This window comes from Halorussus sp. MSC15.2, assembly GCF_010747475.1.
In the GTDB taxonomy this organism is placed as follows: Archaea; Halobacteriota; Halobacteria; order Halobacteriales; family Haladaptataceae; genus Halorussus.
The window spans coordinates 481,164-498,661 of the sequence record NZ_VSLZ01000001.1 but is presented as its reverse complement, the minus strand read 5'-3'; the positions used below and the strand labels follow the sequence as shown (position 1 = coordinate 498,661).

The 17,498-nt window shown below is 66.1% G+C and carries 20 protein-coding genes; 9 read left to right on the top strand and 11 right to left on the bottom strand.

The features are described from left to right. The first annotated feature begins 5 nt into the window (after window positions 1-5). From FXF75_RS02565 to FXF75_RS02555, 3 genes are all read left to right on the top strand, one after another. Window positions 6-329 carry a hypothetical protein gene (locus FXF75_RS02565; protein ID WP_163519983.1) on the top strand — a complete coding sequence of 108 codons (324 nt, stop codon included), beginning with the start codon at window positions 6-8 and terminating at the stop codon, window positions 327-329. Between the two features lie 78 nt (window positions 330-407). Next, window positions 408-1,370, top strand: a complete 963-nt coding sequence (locus tag FXF75_RS02560; protein ID WP_163519982.1) for a ribose 1,5-bisphosphate isomerase — start codon at window positions 408-410, stop codon at window positions 1,368-1,370. A gap of 178 nt (window positions 1,371-1,548) precedes the next feature. Then, on the top strand, window positions 1,549-2,361 hold the full coding sequence (locus FXF75_RS02555; RefSeq protein WP_163519981.1) for a hypothetical protein: 813 nt from the start codon (window positions 1,549-1,551) through the stop codon (window positions 2,359-2,361). Between the two features lie 44 nt (window positions 2,362-2,405). On the opposite strand, the gene FXF75_RS02550 is transcribed toward FXF75_RS02555, so the two are convergent. From FXF75_RS02550 to FXF75_RS02520, 7 genes are all read right to left on the bottom strand, one after another. Next, window positions 2,406-2,657 (bottom strand): hypothetical protein, encoded by a 252-nt coding sequence (locus FXF75_RS02550; RefSeq protein ID WP_163519980.1) that lies wholly within the window; start codon window positions 2,655-2,657, stop codon window positions 2,406-2,408. An 81-nt stretch (window positions 2,658-2,738) separates the two neighbouring features. After that, complete coding sequence (locus FXF75_RS02545) at window positions 2,739-3,524, bottom strand: ABC transporter permease (RefSeq protein WP_163519979.1); 786 nt, start codon at window positions 3,522-3,524, stop codon at window positions 2,739-2,741. Beyond that, window positions 3,521-4,549, bottom strand: a complete 1,029-nt coding sequence (locus FXF75_RS02540; protein ID WP_163519978.1) for an ABC transporter ATP-binding protein — start codon at window positions 4,547-4,549, stop codon at window positions 3,521-3,523. Before FXF75_RS02540 ends, FXF75_RS02545 begins: the two co-directional genes overlap by 4 nt. A 52-nt stretch (window positions 4,550-4,601) precedes the next feature. Next, complete coding sequence (locus tag FXF75_RS02535) at window positions 4,602-6,269, bottom strand: TrkA family potassium uptake protein (RefSeq protein ID WP_163519977.1); 1,668 nt, start codon at window positions 6,267-6,269, stop codon at window positions 4,602-4,604. A gap of 158 nt (window positions 6,270-6,427) precedes the next feature. Next, complete coding sequence (gene nucS / locus FXF75_RS02530) at window positions 6,428-7,219, bottom strand: endonuclease NucS (RefSeq protein ID WP_163519976.1); 792 nt, start codon at window positions 7,217-7,219, stop codon at window positions 6,428-6,430. An 83-nt stretch (window positions 7,220-7,302) separates the two neighbouring features. Continuing rightward, a complete protein-coding gene (locus FXF75_RS02525; RefSeq protein WP_163519975.1) occupies window positions 7,303-8,310 on the bottom strand; it encodes a hypothetical protein in 1,008 nt (335 codons plus the stop codon). A 45-nt stretch (window positions 8,311-8,355) separates the two neighbouring features. Next, complete coding sequence (locus FXF75_RS02520; protein WP_309221744.1) at window positions 8,356-8,886, bottom strand: AAA family ATPase; 531 nt, start codon at window positions 8,884-8,886, stop codon at window positions 8,356-8,358. A gap of 273 nt (window positions 8,887-9,159) precedes the next feature. Here FXF75_RS02520 and FXF75_RS02515 point away from each other — a divergent pair, with 273 nt between their 5' ends. The 3 genes from FXF75_RS02515 to FXF75_RS02505 all read left to right on the top strand — a co-directional run bounded on the left by FXF75_RS02515 (window position 9,160) and on the right by FXF75_RS02505 (window position 12,053). Further along, window positions 9,160-10,332: a PLP-dependent aspartate aminotransferase family protein gene (locus tag FXF75_RS02515; RefSeq protein ID WP_163519973.1), complete on the top strand. Its 1,173-nt coding sequence runs from the start codon at window positions 9,160-9,162 to the stop codon at window positions 10,330-10,332. 6 nt (window positions 10,333-10,338) lie between these two features. Then, a complete protein-coding gene (locus FXF75_RS02510) occupies window positions 10,339-11,562 on the top strand; it encodes a M20 family metallopeptidase (RefSeq protein WP_163519972.1) in 1,224 nt (407 codons plus the stop codon). A gap of 104 nt (window positions 11,563-11,666) precedes the next feature. After that, the gene (locus tag FXF75_RS02505; RefSeq protein WP_163519971.1) at window positions 11,667-12,053 is read left to right on the top strand and encodes a DUF5684 domain-containing protein; all 387 of its coding nucleotides are present in this window, start codon (window positions 11,667-11,669) and stop codon (window positions 12,051-12,053) included. 45 nt (window positions 12,054-12,098) lie between these two features. Here FXF75_RS02505 and FXF75_RS02500 read toward each other — a convergent pair whose 3' ends face one another. Further along, window positions 12,099-12,818 carry a hypothetical protein gene (locus FXF75_RS02500; RefSeq protein WP_163519970.1) on the bottom strand — a complete coding sequence of 240 codons (720 nt, stop codon included), beginning with the start codon at window positions 12,816-12,818 and terminating at the stop codon, window positions 12,099-12,101. Between the two features lie 138 nt (window positions 12,819-12,956). Between FXF75_RS02500 and FXF75_RS02495 the strand changes: the two genes are divergently transcribed. Further along, on the top strand, window positions 12,957-13,640 hold the full coding sequence (locus FXF75_RS02495; protein WP_163519969.1) for a haloacid dehalogenase type II: 684 nt from the start codon (window positions 12,957-12,959) through the stop codon (window positions 13,638-13,640). A gap of 68 nt (window positions 13,641-13,708) precedes the next feature. Here the strand turns inward: FXF75_RS02495 and FXF75_RS23250 are convergent, their stop codons facing one another. Next, complete coding sequence (locus FXF75_RS23250) at window positions 13,709-14,584, bottom strand: chemotaxis protein CheC (RefSeq protein WP_163519968.1); 876 nt, start codon at window positions 14,582-14,584, stop codon at window positions 13,709-13,711. Window positions 14,585-14,884: 300 nt separating this feature from the next. After that, the gene (locus tag FXF75_RS02485) at window positions 14,885-15,535 is read right to left on the bottom strand and encodes a hypothetical protein (RefSeq protein WP_163519967.1); all 651 of its coding nucleotides are present in this window, start codon (window positions 15,533-15,535) and stop codon (window positions 14,885-14,887) included. Window positions 15,536-15,680: 145 nt separating this feature from the next. Between FXF75_RS02485 and FXF75_RS02480 the strand changes: the two genes are divergently transcribed. Together FXF75_RS02480 and FXF75_RS02475 are read left to right on the top strand one after the other, a co-directional pair. After that, window positions 15,681-16,226, top strand: a complete 546-nt coding sequence (locus FXF75_RS02480; RefSeq protein ID WP_163519966.1) for a MarR family transcriptional regulator — start codon at window positions 15,681-15,683, stop codon at window positions 16,224-16,226. Window positions 16,227-16,415: 189 nt separating this feature from the next. Continuing rightward, window positions 16,416-16,823 carry a hypothetical protein gene (locus tag FXF75_RS02475; protein WP_163519965.1) on the top strand — a complete coding sequence of 136 codons (408 nt, stop codon included), beginning with the start codon at window positions 16,416-16,418 and terminating at the stop codon, window positions 16,821-16,823. A 188-nt stretch (window positions 16,824-17,011) separates the two neighbouring features. Here FXF75_RS02475 and FXF75_RS02470 read toward each other — a convergent pair whose 3' ends face one another. Next, a complete protein-coding gene (locus FXF75_RS02470; protein WP_163519964.1) occupies window positions 17,012-17,497 on the bottom strand; it encodes a hypothetical protein in 486 nt (161 codons plus the stop codon). Between the last annotated feature and the right edge of the window lies 1 nt (window position 17,498).

Genomic DNA, 17,498 nt, shown 5'->3' with positions numbered 1-17,498 from the left:
TAGCAATGGCCTCTGTCGCCACAGTCTTCGGGTTCCTGCTCATCATGGTCGTCAACACCGTCGTGGCAGCGGTCGCCATCCGCTTCTTCCGCCTCCGCCTCTCCACCACGTGGGGGACGGTGGTGTACACAGCGCTTCTGGTCCCGCTGCTGTACGTCGTCACCACCATCCTGCTCTCGGGGTTCATCGGGTTCGGCGGAAGCGGCGTTCGCGACCGGGGCACCGCTCTGATTCTGGTCTGGGTCGTGCCCTTCACGCTGGCGGTGTCGCTGGACGTCTTCTGGATGCCGTCACCCGAGGAAGTAGACCTGCCCGAAGAGACGCGGTAATCCCCGAGCGGAACCGAATAGGTTCTCGTCGCTCGGCGACCCGTTCGTTTTTCCCGCCATGGCCCGTACCCGCCAGTCATGAGCCAGTCCGACGCCGACATCCATCCGACCGTCGAGGAGGCCGCAGACGACATCGCCAACATGGAGATTCGCGGCGCGGCGACCATCGCCGACGCCGCGGCCGATGCGCTCGCCACGCAGGCCGAGGACAGCGACGCCGAATCGCCCGAGACCTTCCGGAAGGAGATGCGCGCCGCGGGCCGTCGCCTCCGCGAGACGCGGCCGACCGCGGTCAGCCTCCCCAACGCCCTGCGGTACGTCCTCCGCGGGATGGAGGGAGGTTCGGTCCCGAAACTCCGCGAGAGCGTGGTCGAGAGCGCCGACGAGTTCCAGCGCGAACTCGGGCAGGCCCAAGACAACCTCGGGCGTATCGGTGCGAACCGACTTCGGGACGGCGACACCGTGATGACCCACTGTCACTCCACGGACGCGCTCTCGTGCGTCGAGAAGGCGCTGGACCAAGGGAAGGAGATTCACGCCATCGTCAAGGAGACCCGTCCGCGAAAGCAGGGTCACATCACCGCCCAGTGGCTCCGCGACATGGACGTCCCCGTCACGCTCATCGTGGACAACGCCGCGCGCCGGTACCTCGACCAGACCGACCACGTGCTCGTGGGCGCGGACTCCATCGCGGCCGACGGGTCGGTCATCAACAAGGTCGGCACCTCGGGGCTGGCGGTCAACGCCCGCGAGCGCGGCGTCCCCGTCATGGTCGCGGCCCAGACGCTGAAGCTCCACCCCGACACGATGACGGGCCACACCGTCGAAATCGAGATGCGCGACGAGCGCGAGGTGCTCACCCTCGACGAGGAGGAGGAAATCGGCGACGTGACCGTCGAGAACCCCGCCTTCGACGTGACGCCGCCGCGGTACGTGGACGCCATCGTGACCGAGCGCGGCCAGTTCCCGCCCGAGAGCATCGTGACGCTGATGCGCGAACTGTTCGGCGACCAGCAGGGCGGCGAACCGTGGGAGGAGTAACCCGACGACTCGACAGGTGGTGAAGACGCCCGGTACCCGTCGAAGCACTCGGCGGACGTGAAGACACTCGAAACGTCGGGGAAACTGGGGCTTACCTCGCGACAAAAACGGGAAACGGCCGATTTCCCTCGGAACGGTGACGCGGATTCATGCCGGTTCCGGCGAGTGCGCGGAACGGATGGCACTCAGCAGACGCGAACTCCTCGGCTACGCGGTCGCTGGCACGACAGGCACGGGAATCACGGCGACGGCCCGACGCTCGGACGGGACCGACGCGCCCGACGAGTCGGAGTCCGGCGTGGGACAGAATTGGCAGTTGGGTGGCGTCTACGCCCGACCCGCCGAAATCGGCGACACCGCCGTCACCTTCCGCGCCGCGGTCGAATCGGCCTACGAGACGGACTACGAGGTCGAGGTGAACCTGTTCTACCGACCGAAACCGGCGTCCGGCGGCGGGGATACGACCGACGCCGGTGCGAAGTGGCGACGACTCGCCACCGAGACCGGCCCGCTCGCCGACGATATCTACCTCGAAGCCACCGCTTCGGGTCTCGAACCCGGCCGGACCTACGAGTACCGCGCCGAGGCGACCCTGACCGACTACGAAGGCCAGTCCCGGCGCGTCAGCGAGACGCTCGCGGTCACGGCGGGCGACCCCTGTTCGGGTCCCTCGACCAACTGCCTGCGCGTGGAGACGCTGGCACCCAAGACGAACGACGCGGGGAGCGAGGTGACGCTCCGCGGGTCCGCGAAGGGGGTTGACGCCTACGACGAGGTGACGGGCCACTTCTTCTACCAGCGAGAGGACGGCGAGAAGCAGTGGACCGACTACGTGGAACTCGACGGGGACGGCGGGTCGAGCGAGTTCTCGGTCACGCTCTCAGACCTGCCGACGGGGTCCTACACCTACAACGCGGAGGCCCGCGGCGAGGGCGGCGAGACGAAGAACATGTACGGCGAGGGCCGAGAGCAGCAGTTCAGGGTGGAGTGAGGGCCAGTAGGAACTGACCCGGCTTCGTCGTTTACCTGAGAGAGTCATTCGGTCGCCGGTTCGTCGGGTGCAGAAGTCGGACGCTTGCCGAGTAGTTTCACTCCGGCGACGCCCGCGACGACTCCGCCGAGGACACCCGCGATGCTAAACACGAGGCTCTGCCAGTACAGTATCTCAGTGTTGGTCAGAATATAGCCGGTGTGAGCCAGCGTGAGGACGCCGACTCCCAGCAGGAACACACCGACTAGAAGCCACCGTCGAATCGACCTGAGGAGGACAATTGTTTCGGAGGTCACGGGTAAAAGTTACTCGTAGCCAACGTTACTGTGGTGGAAACGCTTCTGCGCTCGCGGTCATCTCGCGCCTCCGCAACCACCTCAGTCCGTGAGACCGTACCCGCGCTTGAACAGCACGACGTCGAGCGCGAAGATGGCCGCGGTCAGGCCCGAGAGGACCGCCAGCGACCAGTTCGGGTCCACCTCCGAGACGCCCAGAAAGCCGTACCGGACGCCGTTGACCATGTAGACCATCGGGTTCAGCATCGAGAGTTCCTGATACGGCGAGGGGAGTTCCCGGATGGCGTAGAACACGCCGCCGAAGAAGACGAGGGGACGGACGATGAACTGATTCATCATGGTCAGGTTGTCCCAGTCGTCGGCCCAGAGACCGACCACGACGCCGAAACTGGCGAACAACAGGCTGACGACCAGACCGAACGCGACCAGATAGAGCGGCCGAGCGACGCCGACCGTGGTGAAGAACGCGCCGATGACCGCGATGAGCGACCCGACGAGCAGGCCGCGAGTCGCCCCGGCCACGATGTAGGCGACGACCATCCGCGAGTAGGACATCGGCGAGGTCAGCGTCTCCTCGATGTAGTCGTTCCAGCGCCCGTGGAAGATGGAGAACGAGGCGTTCTCGAAGGCGTTCGAGATGGCTCCCAGCACGACGAGTCCGGGCAGGATGAACAGGATGTAGTCGATGGGGTCGCCGCCGTCGATGCTGATTCGACCCACGCGGTCGCCGAGGATGACACCGAACACCGAGAAGTAGAGGACGTTCGTCACGAACGGCGGGACGAACGTGTTCCGAGGCCGCCGGAGGAACCGCAGAATCTCGCGGCGCGCGAGGGTCTTGAAGCCAGTGAGACCGCGGAGGTTCATTCGGAGACACCTCCGTCGTCCTCGACCGCTCCACCGATTCCGCCGTCCGCCGCGACCGCTTCCGCGGACTGGTCGCTCCCGCCCTCGCGGGTCATGTCCACGAACACCTCTTCGAGCGAGGTCCGGGAGATGTCGAAGTCAACGATTTCGAGACCGGCGCGGTCGAGCGCCCGCACGAGGTCGGGCGCGACGAGTCCGCCCTGCGTCGCGGTCACGACCAGTTGGTCGCCGTCGAGTTCGACGCTCTCGACGCGGCCCTCGTCGGTCGCCCCGCGGGTCCCCGAGAGCATCGGCAGGTCGGGCACGCTCGCGGGCGCGTTCCGGAGCGTGACCCGAATCTTGTCCGGCCCGCGGTCCATCAGTTCCTCGGGTGTCGCCACGGTCAGCAGGTTGCCCGAGTCCAGAATCGCCACCTCGTCGCAGAGGCGCTCGGCCTCCTCGATGTAGTGAGTCGTGAGCAGAATCGTGGTTCCCAACTCGTTGAGGTCGGTGATGAGGTCCCAGAGGTCGTGGCGCAACTGCACGTCCACCCCGGCGGTCGGTTCGTCCAGAATCAGCAGGTCGGGGTCGGTGATTAGCGCCCGCGCCAGCATGAACCGGCGCTTCATCCCGCCCGACAGCCAGTTGAACCGGGTGTCGCGCTTGTCGTAGATGCCGACCTGCTTCAGCACCTCGTCGGCGCGCTCGCGGGCCTCGTCGGCCGGAATTCCGTGGTAGCCCGCCTTGTGTTCCAGCACTTCGCGCACCGGGAAGAAGTGGTCCACGTTGAACTCTTGGGGCGCGAGACCGATGGCGTCACGGGCCTCGCGGTAGTCGTCCTCAACGTCGTGGCCGAACACCTCGGCCCGGCCGCCGCTCCGCCGGACCAACCCCACGAGGATGTTGATGAAGGTGGTCTTGCCCGCGCCGTTCGGCCCGAGCAGGCCGAAGAAACTCCCTTCGGGTACCGACAGCGACACTCCGTCGAGCGCCCGTACCCCGTCGTACTGCTTCCGAAGGTCTTCGACTTCGATGGCGGCAGTCATCGGCGAGACGTAAACGTGTCGCGGCGAAAAGGCCGTTGGTCGCGGCCGAACGTCACGCGTACCGGCACTCGAACTCCCGAATCGTCGCGTCGGTTCCGGCGACGACGAGTCTGTCGTCGGTCGCGATTTCCGTGCTGGCGTCGGTGACGAACGTTCCGTCGCGCTCCACCCCGACGAAGACGTACCCGGCTTCCGTCTCTGTGCTCACGTCACCGAGCGTCTGCCCCACGAACGCCGCGGCGTCCGTGCGGACGATTCGCAGTTGCTCGAACGGCGTGAGAACGTCCTCGCCCCGGAGTTCGCGGGCCAGCAGGCGGGCGCTGACCCGCTGGGTCGAGAGGACGTAGTCGGCCCCGGCGTCGAACGCGGTGGGCGACTTCGCCGTGCCGTCCACCCGAACCAGAATCTCGATGTCGTCGGTGAGGGTGCGCGCGATGGCGACCGCGAGCATGGCCGTCGAGTCGTCGCCCACGGTAACGATGAGGGCGCTGGCGTCCTCGATGCCCGCGGTTTCGAGCGTCTCCGGGTCGCGTACGTCGCCCACGACGTCCACGCGGTGACCGTCCTCCGTGTCGATGGTCGTCGCGGTGACGTCCTCGGCCAGCGCCTCGTACGCGGCCTGACCCCCGACGCTCATCCCGGCGACGACGACGTTGTCGTGGCGGCGCGGCGGTCGAAGTCCGGCCGCGAACTCCTGTACGTCGTCGATGGCCCACTCGGTCCCGGCCACGATGAGGACCGAGTTCGGCGTGATTACCTCCGCCGGGTCCACGGGGAGTCTGAGGTCGCCGTCTATCCACGCGCCGACGAGCGTGAGGTCGGAGTGGGTGGCGAGTGCCGTGTCCGCTATCTGGACGCCCGCCAGCGGACTGTTGCGGCGGACCAGTACCTCGCGGATGCGGACGTCACCGACGGTGGCGTCACCCATCGCCTCCGGCGTGTCGGCCCACGCCGTCGTCTTCTGGCCGAGTCGCCGACCGATGAGCGCGTCGGGCGACAGCACGACGTCAGCGCCGACTTCCCGGAGTGCGGCGTCGTGGTCCGGAGTGTCCGTGAACGATATCACCCGGAGGTCGTCGTTCCGTCTCAGTGCAGTCAGGACGATGCTTGCGTTGCGGTCGCCCGCGTCGGTGACGATGGTGCTGGCCTTGCTCACCATCGCGCGTTCGAGTTCCGCGCCCTCCTCGGGGTCGCCGTGGATGACCTGATAGCCGCCGTCGGAGAGTCGCTTGGCCTGCTCGGCGTCGGACTCGATGAGAACGTAACCGACGTTCAGACCCTCCAGTTCGTCCAGCAGGACGCCCGTGTCGCGGCGGTACTCGCAGACGATTACGTGGTCGTCCTTCGCGGTCAGGCGGTCGCTGAGGTCCATCGGCGCGCGCTCGAACAGCGGGATGATGAGGACCCGGAGCGTGGCGAACCCGATGCCGATGCCGGTCAACTGCATGAAGACGACGAACACGTTCATCAGCGGTGACGACCACGGCGCGTCCGCGCCGTATCCGGTCGTCGTCATCGTCTCGACCACTGTCTGGAACGACCGGAACAGCGAGTGGTCGTGGCCCTCTAGCGTCCGCATTCCGTAGTTGTAGAGGACCGAGTACAGCAGGATGAGCAGGACGAGGACGACCACGTAAGTGGTGACGAGGCGCTGGCGGCGGGTCAACCACGGCAGCCACGAGCCATCGCCCTCGAACCACTTCGACCAGTTAGTGGGCATGGATGGAGCGCGCCGGGTCGAGAACGGTCGTCCGTCGAACGAACCTCATCTCGCGTCACTGTTCGCGTTCGAGCGTCATGAGTCGTATGCCCGAGACAGGCCACTTCGCAGACCTCACTGGTGTCTGCGATAATCGGCGGATTCGCGGGCCGCGTCGGTCAGAAGTCGGTCAACTTCGCTTCGGTCGCCCCCTTGGCGTCGGTCTCGAACTCCGACAGTTCGACGAACTCCAGTCCGTTGTCCCGAAGCGCTCGCTTCACGCGCTCGGAGGCCGAGGGCGCGACGAGAATCCCGCGAACTTCGTCGTTGCTCTCGGCGGTTACACCGCCTTCCCGAGGCGAAGCCTCGCCCTCCTGATAGAGCGAGACGTAGCGTTGGAGTTGGTCGAAGTGGTTCAGCGTCGCCTGAATCCGCTTGACCTCCACGACGACGGGGGTGCCCGCCTCGTCGCGGGCGAAGAAGTCGATGAACCCGTACTTGCTCTCGCGCTCATGTTCCACGATGCGGAGACCCTCCTCCAGCACCTCGGGGTTGGTCTCGATGTACTCGTGCATCTCGGCCTCGGTGCCGGACTCCTCGTAGGTCGCGCCGTCGGTGGCGTCGAAGCGCGTCACGCCGTAGGCCTCCAGAATCCGGGCCTCGACGCGCTCGGTGGGGTTCGTGCGCCGCGCGAGCAGGACCGCGTCCTCGTCGCTCGCGCGCGCGGAGACGGTCCCCCCGCCGGGCATCCAGTTGACCGGCTTGTGGCCGGTGGGTTGGTGGACCAGAAACGTCCCGTCGGGTTTGGCGACCAGAATCCGGTCGCCCGGGCCGAGGTGGCCGGAGGTCCGGCCCTCGTACTCCACCTCGCAGTGGGCCTGCACGGTCAGCATCGCGCCGTCCCGGAACGCCGCCTTCGCCTCGCCGACGAGGGTTTCGGGGTCGGGCGCGTCGAGTTGTTCGGCGACCATCGTCTTTGCTCGGTGGTCAGCACCGGAGCAAAAAGGTAGTGGTTCGCGGACGGCGCGGGCGCAAATATGCCGACGGACGGTGACTATCCGTCGGTCACGAACGGACTGAGTAACGGCATCCGACTGACGATGGTCGAGACGCGAATGACGTACGAGAGGAGAATCGCTATCGGAGCGAAGGCCGCGGCGGCCACCGCGCTGTAGACGACGACGAGGGGACCAGCGCCGACGGTCACTCCCGGGTCCCTGTAGACGAGCATCGCGGACGAGGAGACGACGAGCGATGGGACGCCGACGTAGAGCAGCAGGCGCGAGAGTTCCGCGAGTTCCTTCTGCATGTAGAGCGTCTGGACGTACTGACGGGCGACGTTGAACCCGCGGAGTAGTTCCTCCAGTTCGTCGAGCGATTCGGCGGCCGACTCCGGCAGGGTATCGGCGTACTGCCCCCTGATTCTGCGGGCCGCGTTGAGTTGCCACGCCGAGCGGTAGAATAGCATCGAGACCAGCACGTCGAAGTCGCCCAACTGCGACTCGTCGAGGGTCGAATCGACTCGCTCGGTCTCCTCGGTGACGGTGTCGGCGAGTCGGTCGGTCTCGGCGCGCAACCGCGGGTCGTCGGTCTCGCCGGTCGCCTCCCGCAGCGCGTTCGTCCGGTCGGCGATGTTCCGGAGGACCATCCGGAGGAGTTCGAGCGGGTCCGGTGGACCGACGGTCACGCCCGCCAGCGATTCGAGACTCTCCCGGAAGCGCTTGATGCCCTCGTTTCGCTCGCGGAGCGTGTGCGGTTTGCCGAACTCCCGCGAGAGGACGAGTTGGTTGATGGTGATGACGATGGAGATGAGCGTGAAGTTCCCGGCGACGAAGACGCTCAGAAGCAGGGACGCGGTGTTCTCGTTGGTCACGACGAGCGTCCCGGACCAAGTGAGCGCGAGGAACCACGCGAAGACTCCGGCGACGACGAGCGAGGCGAGTAACAGTCGATTCGCGTCGAACACCAACCAACGACCGAGCGAGGTCTCGGCGGGCAGTCGGAACTCGTACTCGTCGTCCGGAACGTCCTCCGACGGTAGTTCGGTCCCGCTCGTTCGCATGCCGGGACATCGGTAGACGCCGACTTAAGCGGGGTGTCGGACCGGCTACTCGAACGACTCGGCCACCTGTCGGGTCGTCTCCTCGATACCCTCGGAGTTGTCCACCGTGACGTGGTCCACCGAGATGGGGTCGAACTGCTCGCGGTACATGGCGTGGACTTCGAAGTCGGCGTCGCTCTCGTCGCCCTCCCGGCGCTCGATGCGCTCGCGAACCACGTCCTCGTCGCACTCGACCGCGACGAGTCGGAACTCGACGCCGAGCGACGCCGAGAGTTCGGTCGCCCGGTCACGGTCGTCGGCGTCCTTGAACGTCCCGTCGAGGACCACGCTCCGGCCGTCTTCGACCGTCCGGCGCGCCCGGTCGAACAGTTCACGGTAGACCATCCGTGACTCTTCCTCCGTGTAGTCGGGGTCGGACAGTATCTCCTTGCGAATCACGTCGGTCCGGAGGAGCAGTCCGTCGAGGCGCTCGGCGACTTCCTCGGCGACGGTGGTCTTGCCGACGCCCGGCAGGCCGCAGACGACGACCAGCGTCGGCGTCTCCTGTCGTGCGTCGAATGGCTCCGCCTCAGACACGGCGACCACCGACCGCCCCGGAACGCGGTTTCGGGCAAGTCCGAGTCATTTCAATTACTGTAATCCACGAAGCCAATCCCTTATGAAGGTGTGGAAAATTGGACGGGCATCGGCCGCTATCCCCACGCTCGGGTTTCAGTTTCCCGGTTCTCACGTTCGGGTTCGAGCGTCCCGGATTCCCACGCCCGGGTCCCGGTTTCTCGTTTTCAGCCCCCAGTTCGCGGTATCTCGCGATGCGGTAGCTATTAATGAGATGTGTTGCCATACTACATTATGGCCGACGACAGGCAGTTTGAGACCAGAGAGGTCCACTCGGGGCGCGGCCGGGGCGAACACGGGGCGCTCGCCCCGCCGATTCAGACCACCGCCACCTACGAGTACGAGACCCCTACCGAGACCCGCGGCGACTACCGCTACTCCCGGATGGCCGAACCCACTCGCGACCGACTCGAAGCGACCTTCGCCGGGATGGCTGGCGGCACCCACGGCTCGGCGTTCGCCAGCGGGATGGCCGCCATCGACGCGGTGTTCTCGCTCCTCTCCAGCGGGGACCACGTCGTCGCAGGAGCGAACCTCTACGCCGAGAGCCACGAACTCCTGACCGAGGTGTACGCCGAGTACGGCGTCGAGGTGACCCACGTCGAAATCACCGACGCCGAGGCGGTCGCCGACGCGATGACGCCCGACACCGCGCTGGTCTACTTCGAGACGCCGACCAATCCCGTGCTTCGGGTCGGCGACGTGGCGGCCATCGCCGAGGTCGCCGCCGACCGCGACGCCCTCTGCGCGGTGGACAACACCTTCGCGTCGCCCTACCTCCAGCGCCCCCTCGAACTCGGTGCCGACGTCGTGGTCGAGTCGCTGACCAAGTACGTCGGCGGCCACTCGGACCTCATCGCCGGGGCGGTCGCGACCGACGACGAGGCGGTCGCCGAGCGACTCGATTACGTCCAGTACGCCCGCGGTGCGATTCCGAGCGCCTTCGACTGCTTTCTCGCCCTGCGCGGGGTCAAGACGCTCTCGGCCCGGATGGACCGCCACTGCCGGAACGCCCGGGCGGTCGCCGAGTGGTTGGACGACCACCCGCAGGTCCGGACCGTCTACTACCCCGGTCTGGCGTCCCACGAAAACCACGCGGTCGCGGCCCGACAGATGGCCGACTTCGGCGGGATGGTCAGTTTCGAGTTGGAGGGCGGCGTCGAGGAGGCCGCGCGGTTCGCGGCGAACCTCGACGTGTTCACCCTCGCGGAGAGTCTCGGCGGCGTCGAGAGCCTCGCGGAGGTCCCCGCCGTGATGACCCATCAGGACTTCTCGCCCGAGGCGTTGGCCGAGGCGGGCATCGGTGAGACTCTGGTCCGCCTGAGCGTGGGCACCGAACACCCCGACGACCTGCTCGCGGACCTCGACGGGGCCGTCGAAGCGACCTTCGAGGTGGCCGCCGAATAACCAGCCATGGAGGGTGACGACGCCGACGAACTCGCCGACCTCGCGGCCCGACTCGTCCGCATCCCCACCGAGAATCCGCCGGGCGACGAGCGCCCCTGCGCCGAGTTCGTCGTGGACTGGTTCGCCGAGCGCGGCATCGACGCCCGCCTCGTGGAAGAACCGAGCGCCGACCGGGCGCAGGCGGTCGCGTGGGTCGGCGACGACCCCGCGGACGGAGACGACTCCGGAGGAGCGAACCCCGGCGAGAGCGGAGACGCTGACGGGACCACGCTCGTCCTCAACGGTCACCTCGACGTGGTGCCCGCGGGCGACCCCGACCAGTGGGACCGCGACCCCTTCGCCGGAATCGTCGAGGACGGCACGCTCCACGGCCGAGGGAGCGCCGACATGAAGACGGGTCTCGCCGTCGCCATGCTGACGCTCCGCGACCTCGCGGCCGACATCGAGGCGGGGGACCTCGACGGGACGCTCGTCTTCCACGGCGCGATGGGCGAGGAGACCGGCGACCCCGGCACCCGGACGCTCGTCGAAGCGGGGTACGGCGGCGACTGCGCGGTCGTGCTGGAACCGACCGACTTCCGAGTCGCCACGAGTGCGAAGGGCGTCGTGACCTACCGCGTCGGCGTCGCAGGGTCGGCCTCCCACGCGAGTCACCCCGACCAAGGCACCAACGCGATAGACGCCGCCCGTCCCGTCCTCGCGGCGATAGACGACTACGACGAGCGACTCCGCGAGCGCGAGGACCCCCTCGTCGGCCGGGCGTTCGCCACCGTCACCGAGTTCGAGGCCGGGACCGACTCGAACATGGCGGTGCTTCCCGACCGGGCCGAGTTCCTGCTCGACCGGCGCATCCTGCCCGACGAGACGTTCGAGTCGGTCGAAGCCGAAATCGAGGACGTGCTGGCCGAGACCGAGCGCCGGACCGGCGTCGAGACCGACTTGACGCTGGTCGAGCACTACGCGTCCGCCGGGATTGCGACGGACCACGCGCTCGCCGAGCGGTTCCGCCGACTCTCCGCCGAGACGGCCGACGCGCCGCGAGAACCGTGGGGACTGGAGGCCGCGACCGACGCTCGGGAGTTCGTGGCGGCCGGGACCCCGGCCATCATCTGGGGTCCGGGCGACCTCTCGCAGGCCCACGCGGCCGACGAGCGAATCGACCTCGGAGACGCCGCGCTCGCACTCGAGATTCTGAAGCGGGCCGCGACGGGATTGCTTTCGTCGGAGTAGCCGGGTGGTATCATCGGGCGTCCCGTATTTGGTTTCGGTACATCTGTTGAAACACCAAAGAACTTATCAGCGTTCATCGTAATATCGAGTTAATACACTTACCAATGGCACCCGATATTGCAAATACGATACTGCTCGTCGCCTATCTCGGGATTCTCGTCCTGACGGTCGCGAGCATGTGGAAAGTCTTCCAGAAAGCCGACCAACCCGGTTGGGCCGCGCTCATTCCGATTTTCAACGCCTACGTCATGTTGAAAATCGGTGACAATCCGGGCTGGTACCTCCTGTTGTTTATCATCCCGATAGCCAACATCTACGCCGCCGGGAAGATGTACGTCGGCGTAGCGAAAGCGTTCGGCAAAGGTATCGGCTGGGGCGTCGGTCTCTGGTTCCTGCCGTTCGTGTTCTTCCCGTTGCTGGCGTTCGGCGACGCGTCGTACCGCGGCGGCGGTCGCGGTGGCGGTTCTGCCGGCGGCGAACCGGCAATCTGAACCCGCGGCGTGCGTTCGGCCCGATTCTTTTAGCGACCGACCCGCTCAGAGCGAGACGCCGTCGAGGCTCGCGTCCAAGTCGTCCACGTAGTCGTTGAACGCCGCCACGAACGCCGGAACGTCCTCGGCGAGGTTGCGCACGTCGTGGGCCGACGGTGGCTGGTACTGCGAGAGGAGGTAGATGCCGCCCTCGCCGCCCACCCGGAGGTACGACGCCTCGCCGTTCTCCCACTTGAGTTCCCACCGGTTGCTCGCGACTCGGGTCCCGTAGGTGCCGTAGTCGCCGCCCTCGTAGCGCGCGAGTTGGTGGGCCATCTGGTCGGCCACCTCGCGAACGCGTCCGAGGATGCGCTCGCGCTCGGCCACGACCGAGTCTGTGGAGGCGACTTCCGAGAAGTCGGTGGCCACGTCGTCCAGCACGCCGTCGAGCGACCGGACGTAGTCGTTGAACGCCGCGACGAAGGCGTCGTAGTCGGCCAGCGCCGCCGCGAGGTCCTCGGGGTCGGGCGGTTGGTGGGTCGAGACAACGTAGGTCTCGGCCCTCCGGCCCTCGAACAGCAGGAACTGGAGGTCGCCCGCCTCGTACTTGACGGTCCACTCGCCGTCATCGGTCTCGAAGGTCTGCTTCCCGTAGTCGCCGCCCTGCAGGAGCGCGAGTTCGCGAGCGATTCGGCCCGCGTGGTCGCGGACCTGCGCGACCACCTCCTCGCGGCGCTCGGCGACGTCTTCGGCGGAATCGACGGGGAGGTCGAACAGCTCTGTCATTGGCGTCCGGAGGGACGCGAGGGCTAAAAGTCGTGTGAACCCCGGCGAACGGCGGGTGGTCGGATTCGGCGTGCGGTCAGAACCCCGCGGTCGTTCGGCGGGAAGCTATTTCGGCGTCCGGGTGGACGTACGGCCGACATGACGCTCGATACCGACGCGGTCGAGGCGATAGCGTTCGACTCGTACGGAACCATCGTGGACGTGAACACCGTCGAAGAGCCACTGTCGGAACACGTCGAGAATCCCGCCGCGGTCGCCGAACTCTGGCGGAATCGGTCGCTGCAGTACGCGATGGTCGGCAACGCCATCGAGGAGTACCACTCGTTCTACGAGTTGATTCGCCACGCGCTGAAGTGGGCACTCGACGCACAGGGCGTGGAACTCGACGAGGGCCGACGCGAGGAGATTCTCTCGACGTACCACGAACTCGCCGTCTTCGACGACGTTCGGGAGGGGATGGAGCGGTTGCGCGAGGCGGGCTACGACCTCTACGTCGTCTCGAACGGGAACGAAGAGATGCTCGACTCCATGGTGGACCACGCGGACATCGGCGACCTGCTCGAGGACACGGTCAGCGCCGACGAGGTCGAGCGGTTCAAACCCGAGACCGAACTCTACCGCCACGCCGCCGACCGCATCGGAACGCCGACCGAGGAACTCGCCTTCGCGGCCGCTGGGTGGTGGGACGTGCCGGGCGCGATGCACGCCGGGATGCAGGGGGTCTGGGTCAACCGGCAGGACACGCTCTGGGGACCGTACGACACCGAACCCGACCTGACGGTAGAGACGTTCCACGACCTCGCCGACGAGTTCGAGACCTGAGCATCGGTCGCGTCGAGATAGATTCGACAGCCCACAGCGACGCGGTACTTCGGCCGAGTCACGACCGGCTACCGGTCTATCACGTCGGGGCGGAACTGTGAAATCTCGGTGACGAACCGCTCCTCGCCGGGGAAGACGAAGACGGTCACGTCGATGTCGTCGGCCGCGAGACGGAGCCGAGACGTGAGATACAGCCCCACGTCCGAGACCGAGAAGATGTGGTGGAGCAGCGTCATCTCGGGGTTCTGGACCGCGACGGGCGCGCCGGTGTCGATGGGCGTGTCGAACAGTTCCGCCCACTCGTCCACGAACCCGTTCGCCATCACGTTGCAGAGTTCCGTCAGCGCGTCCCGACCCATCTCCGTGGAGACGACCGACTCGGCGTCCTCGACCGCGCGCCGGAGCATGAGCGACGCCGCGCGGTTCGCGCTCTCGACCGGGAACAGCACCAGCACGGTCCCCGAGAACGGTTTCTGGACGGGGATGCGCGCACCCGCCCGGTCCTCGACGCCGAACTGGTCGAGAATCGTCTCCGGCCCGGCGTAGCCGATTTTGACCTGCTGGGTCTCGACGGTCAGGTCGTCGGTCGAGACCGCTCGGAGTCGGGATTCGACGCCGTCGACGCCGATTTCGCCCAGCCAGTTCAGGACCGCGATGGTTTCGAGCGGAATCGAGAGTCGGTCGTCGGTCCGCGGCGTCGGTCCCGCCGAGTCGCCGTCGCGGTCGGAGACTGATTTCGTGGGTTCGCTCGCGGCGTCGGAAGCTCCTTCCGTGCGTTTGCGGTCGGCGTCTATCGGGTCGGCGGGTTCGAACGCGTCCTCGCGTCGGTCGGACGTATCGTCGCCGCCGTCGCCGTCCCCGTGTTCTCCTCGGCGTTCGTCGTTCACTCCGCGTTCTTCGTCCGCGCGTTGGTCGCGGTCCGCCGCGTCGCCACCGCGTATCACGGGTCGATGGTCGCGTCGGCGGTGTCCGTCGGGCGTACGCGCTCTACTCGGTGACGTGGAAATCTCTCGCCTGTGGCGGTCGCCATTTGTCGTCGTTCGTGGATGCTACCGAAAGTATAAAACGTTGTTCGCCGCCGTTTTCGGTAGGCTGATACGTTCTCGTGGCGGAACGGTCGCGATATCGAAGGAGCGTTCGAGTCGAAGCCGAAACGCCGAACCGCGACGCCACCCGAAGGGGTCGGACGCGGCGGAGGGTTTCCGGTTCGGCGGTCTCCGCGAATCGGGACTCTTGGCGCCTCGCTACGGCGTTCCCCAGTCCGTAATCTCGACCACGGTTTCGTCCGCTAAATCGACGGTAATCGAGTATCGAAGTTCGCCGTCCGCGGGCCGTCTGACCGTGACGGTCACTCGCTGCTCGGCGGAGGAGAGGTCACGGTCGATGGTAACCGAGTCGTCGCCGTCCGCGGTCGTGACGTTCTCCACCGTGAACGTCGCCGTTCCGGACTCGTCGAGCGACAGGTTCTGCCCAGCGTCTCCCGTTACTCTCCGACCGGAACTGGCGTTTATCCGCTCTATCAGTTCGACGCCGAGTTCGTATCGGTTCGTGCGGTCGAGGTACTGGCTCACGGTGGCGTTGTTCCGAGCTATCGCCACCGCACGGTCGCGCTCGGCGGCCGTGAGCGAGTCGCTCCCGCCGGTTCGAACCCGAAACTGGCCGTCGTCTTCCGTTATCTCGACGGTTTCGACGCCGGTCATGTTCTCGACGACCGTCACCGTTCGGCGGTCGTTCGAGAGCGTGACGTTGTCCTCGGAGACCGTGAACTCCACGTCGGAACCGGTATCGGCGAGCGGTCCGCCGACTCCGATGGCGGTTCCGACGAGAGCCAACCCGACTCCGAGCGCGGCGAGTCCGACGAGGGCGAGAACTCGGAAACGAACGGCGTCTTTCATCACGTGTAACGTTGTACGAAAGGCCACATCAGTACTGTGGTGAAACGCGTTCGAAACGCGTTTCATAGGCGTTTCAAGCCCTTTCTGTCGGTTTTTGGCCGAGGTGAATCGACGGTAATTAGGAGGACCCTTAGAACAGTGAAATATGGACGTGCGTGCCCTCCGCGACAAGCAGTTGTTTGCGGCAGTCGTCTTCGTCGCCTCGAGTCTCGTCCTCGCGCTGCAGTTGATTACCCCGTCACCAGTGATGGTCTCGGTCGGCGAAAACGGAACGAAGGTCGCAGAGTTGGGCGGCTATTTCAGCTATCGCGCCGTCGGGACGGTTGCAGTGGCGTCGTGTCTCTTGGGGTCGAGCGGAACGTACCTGCTGGTGGACGGCCAATCGAACTCCGACTCCGAGCGGACCGACTCGGAGTCCGTCGGCGACCGCGACGAGGGCGTCGAATCGAGCGACGAACTGCTCGAAACCCGCCGCCGGGAGTGGCAGGAGGTGGCCGACGAACTAGTCGACAACGAGCAGGTCGTCTACGAAACCGTCCTCGAAGCAGACGGCGTTCTCGCGCAGAACGAAATCGTCGAGCGAACCGACCTGTCGAAGGCGACGGTCAGCAGAGTACTGGACAATCTCGAAAGCAAGAACCTCGCGGAGCGGAAACGACACGGCATGGGAAACAGGGTCGTGCTGTTGTAACGTACGGTCGTCGTAACGCGACTGCGCGCAGTTTCGGAACTTTTCTCTCCTTGTTTCTAATTCGTTTCCAACGGGAATCTAAGTGGGTTTTCGTACAATCCTGAAACGGAGTGGCTCGGACGAGCGGCGACCGGCAAGCCGCGTCCGCCGGGTTGCTGTCGCCCGAGTCACTCACCAATAGTGATACCCATGAAATCGAAAATGATGACGCTCACCGTCGCGGTCGTGACGATGTTGACGGTCGTCACCGGCGGCATCGTCGCCACCGACGACGTGAGTTCCGACAGTTCCGAGGTCGTACAGCCGACAGAACCGACTACCGCGACCAACAACAGCACCGAGTACGACGAGCGGCTCACGGCCGACGAGTCGTTCCACATCGACCTGAACGAGAGCCAAATGGACGCCGAAGGCGATGACGTCGTCAGGGTCGATATGGACGGTAGCGACGAACAGGCCGACGAGACCGTCGGGGAAGGGAGTAGTGTCGAGTACGACGAGCGGCTCACGGCCGACGAGTCGTTCCGCACCGACGTAACCAGAATCACCTCGGTCGGTGACGGTCTGGTGGAGGTCGGCACCGAAGACGACGAGTAGGTCTGACGCCGCCCCTCCGGCCCCTTCTCGGCTTCCCGTCCACGACGTTTTGGCGACGAATTCGAGACGCTCAGGACGTCGTCCCTGTCCTCGGCGAACTCCCGACGGCGCAGAGCAGTCTACGCTGGAAGTCGCTAAAGACCTACGCTACGAGCAGCAGTGCAGAACAAAAAAATGGGGGTGTCCGGTTAATTGGTCACCGACAGGTCGCCCGAGACCGCACGGCTGTTGTCGGAGAGGTTGAAGACTCCCACGGCCGCGCTATCTTCGGGGATGCTAACGGGGGCTTCGACTCGGTAGAGATTGCTACCGGTGACCTTGTACCCGTTGAACTCGCCGGTCGCCGTGTCGAGGAAACCGATGGCGACGGTGAGTTCGGGCGAGTAACTGAGGTCGAAGTCGTAGTACGCACCTTCGGCGATGGCGGGGGAGTCGCCGAACTTCCCCTCACCGGGAGCCACGTCGAAACTGAAACTGACCGGCCACGAGGCCATCGTCGAGACGCCTCCACCGGGGAACTCGATGTCGGCGAGGTCGAGTTGCTTCCGGATGGCATCGTCGGCCGTGAGCCTCACGCGGTCTTGGGCGGCGCCAACTCCGGTGGCGAGCGCACCGAGGCCGGCAGTGGTCAGGGCACTTTGCTTTACGAACGAACGCCGTGTCTTTTCCGACATG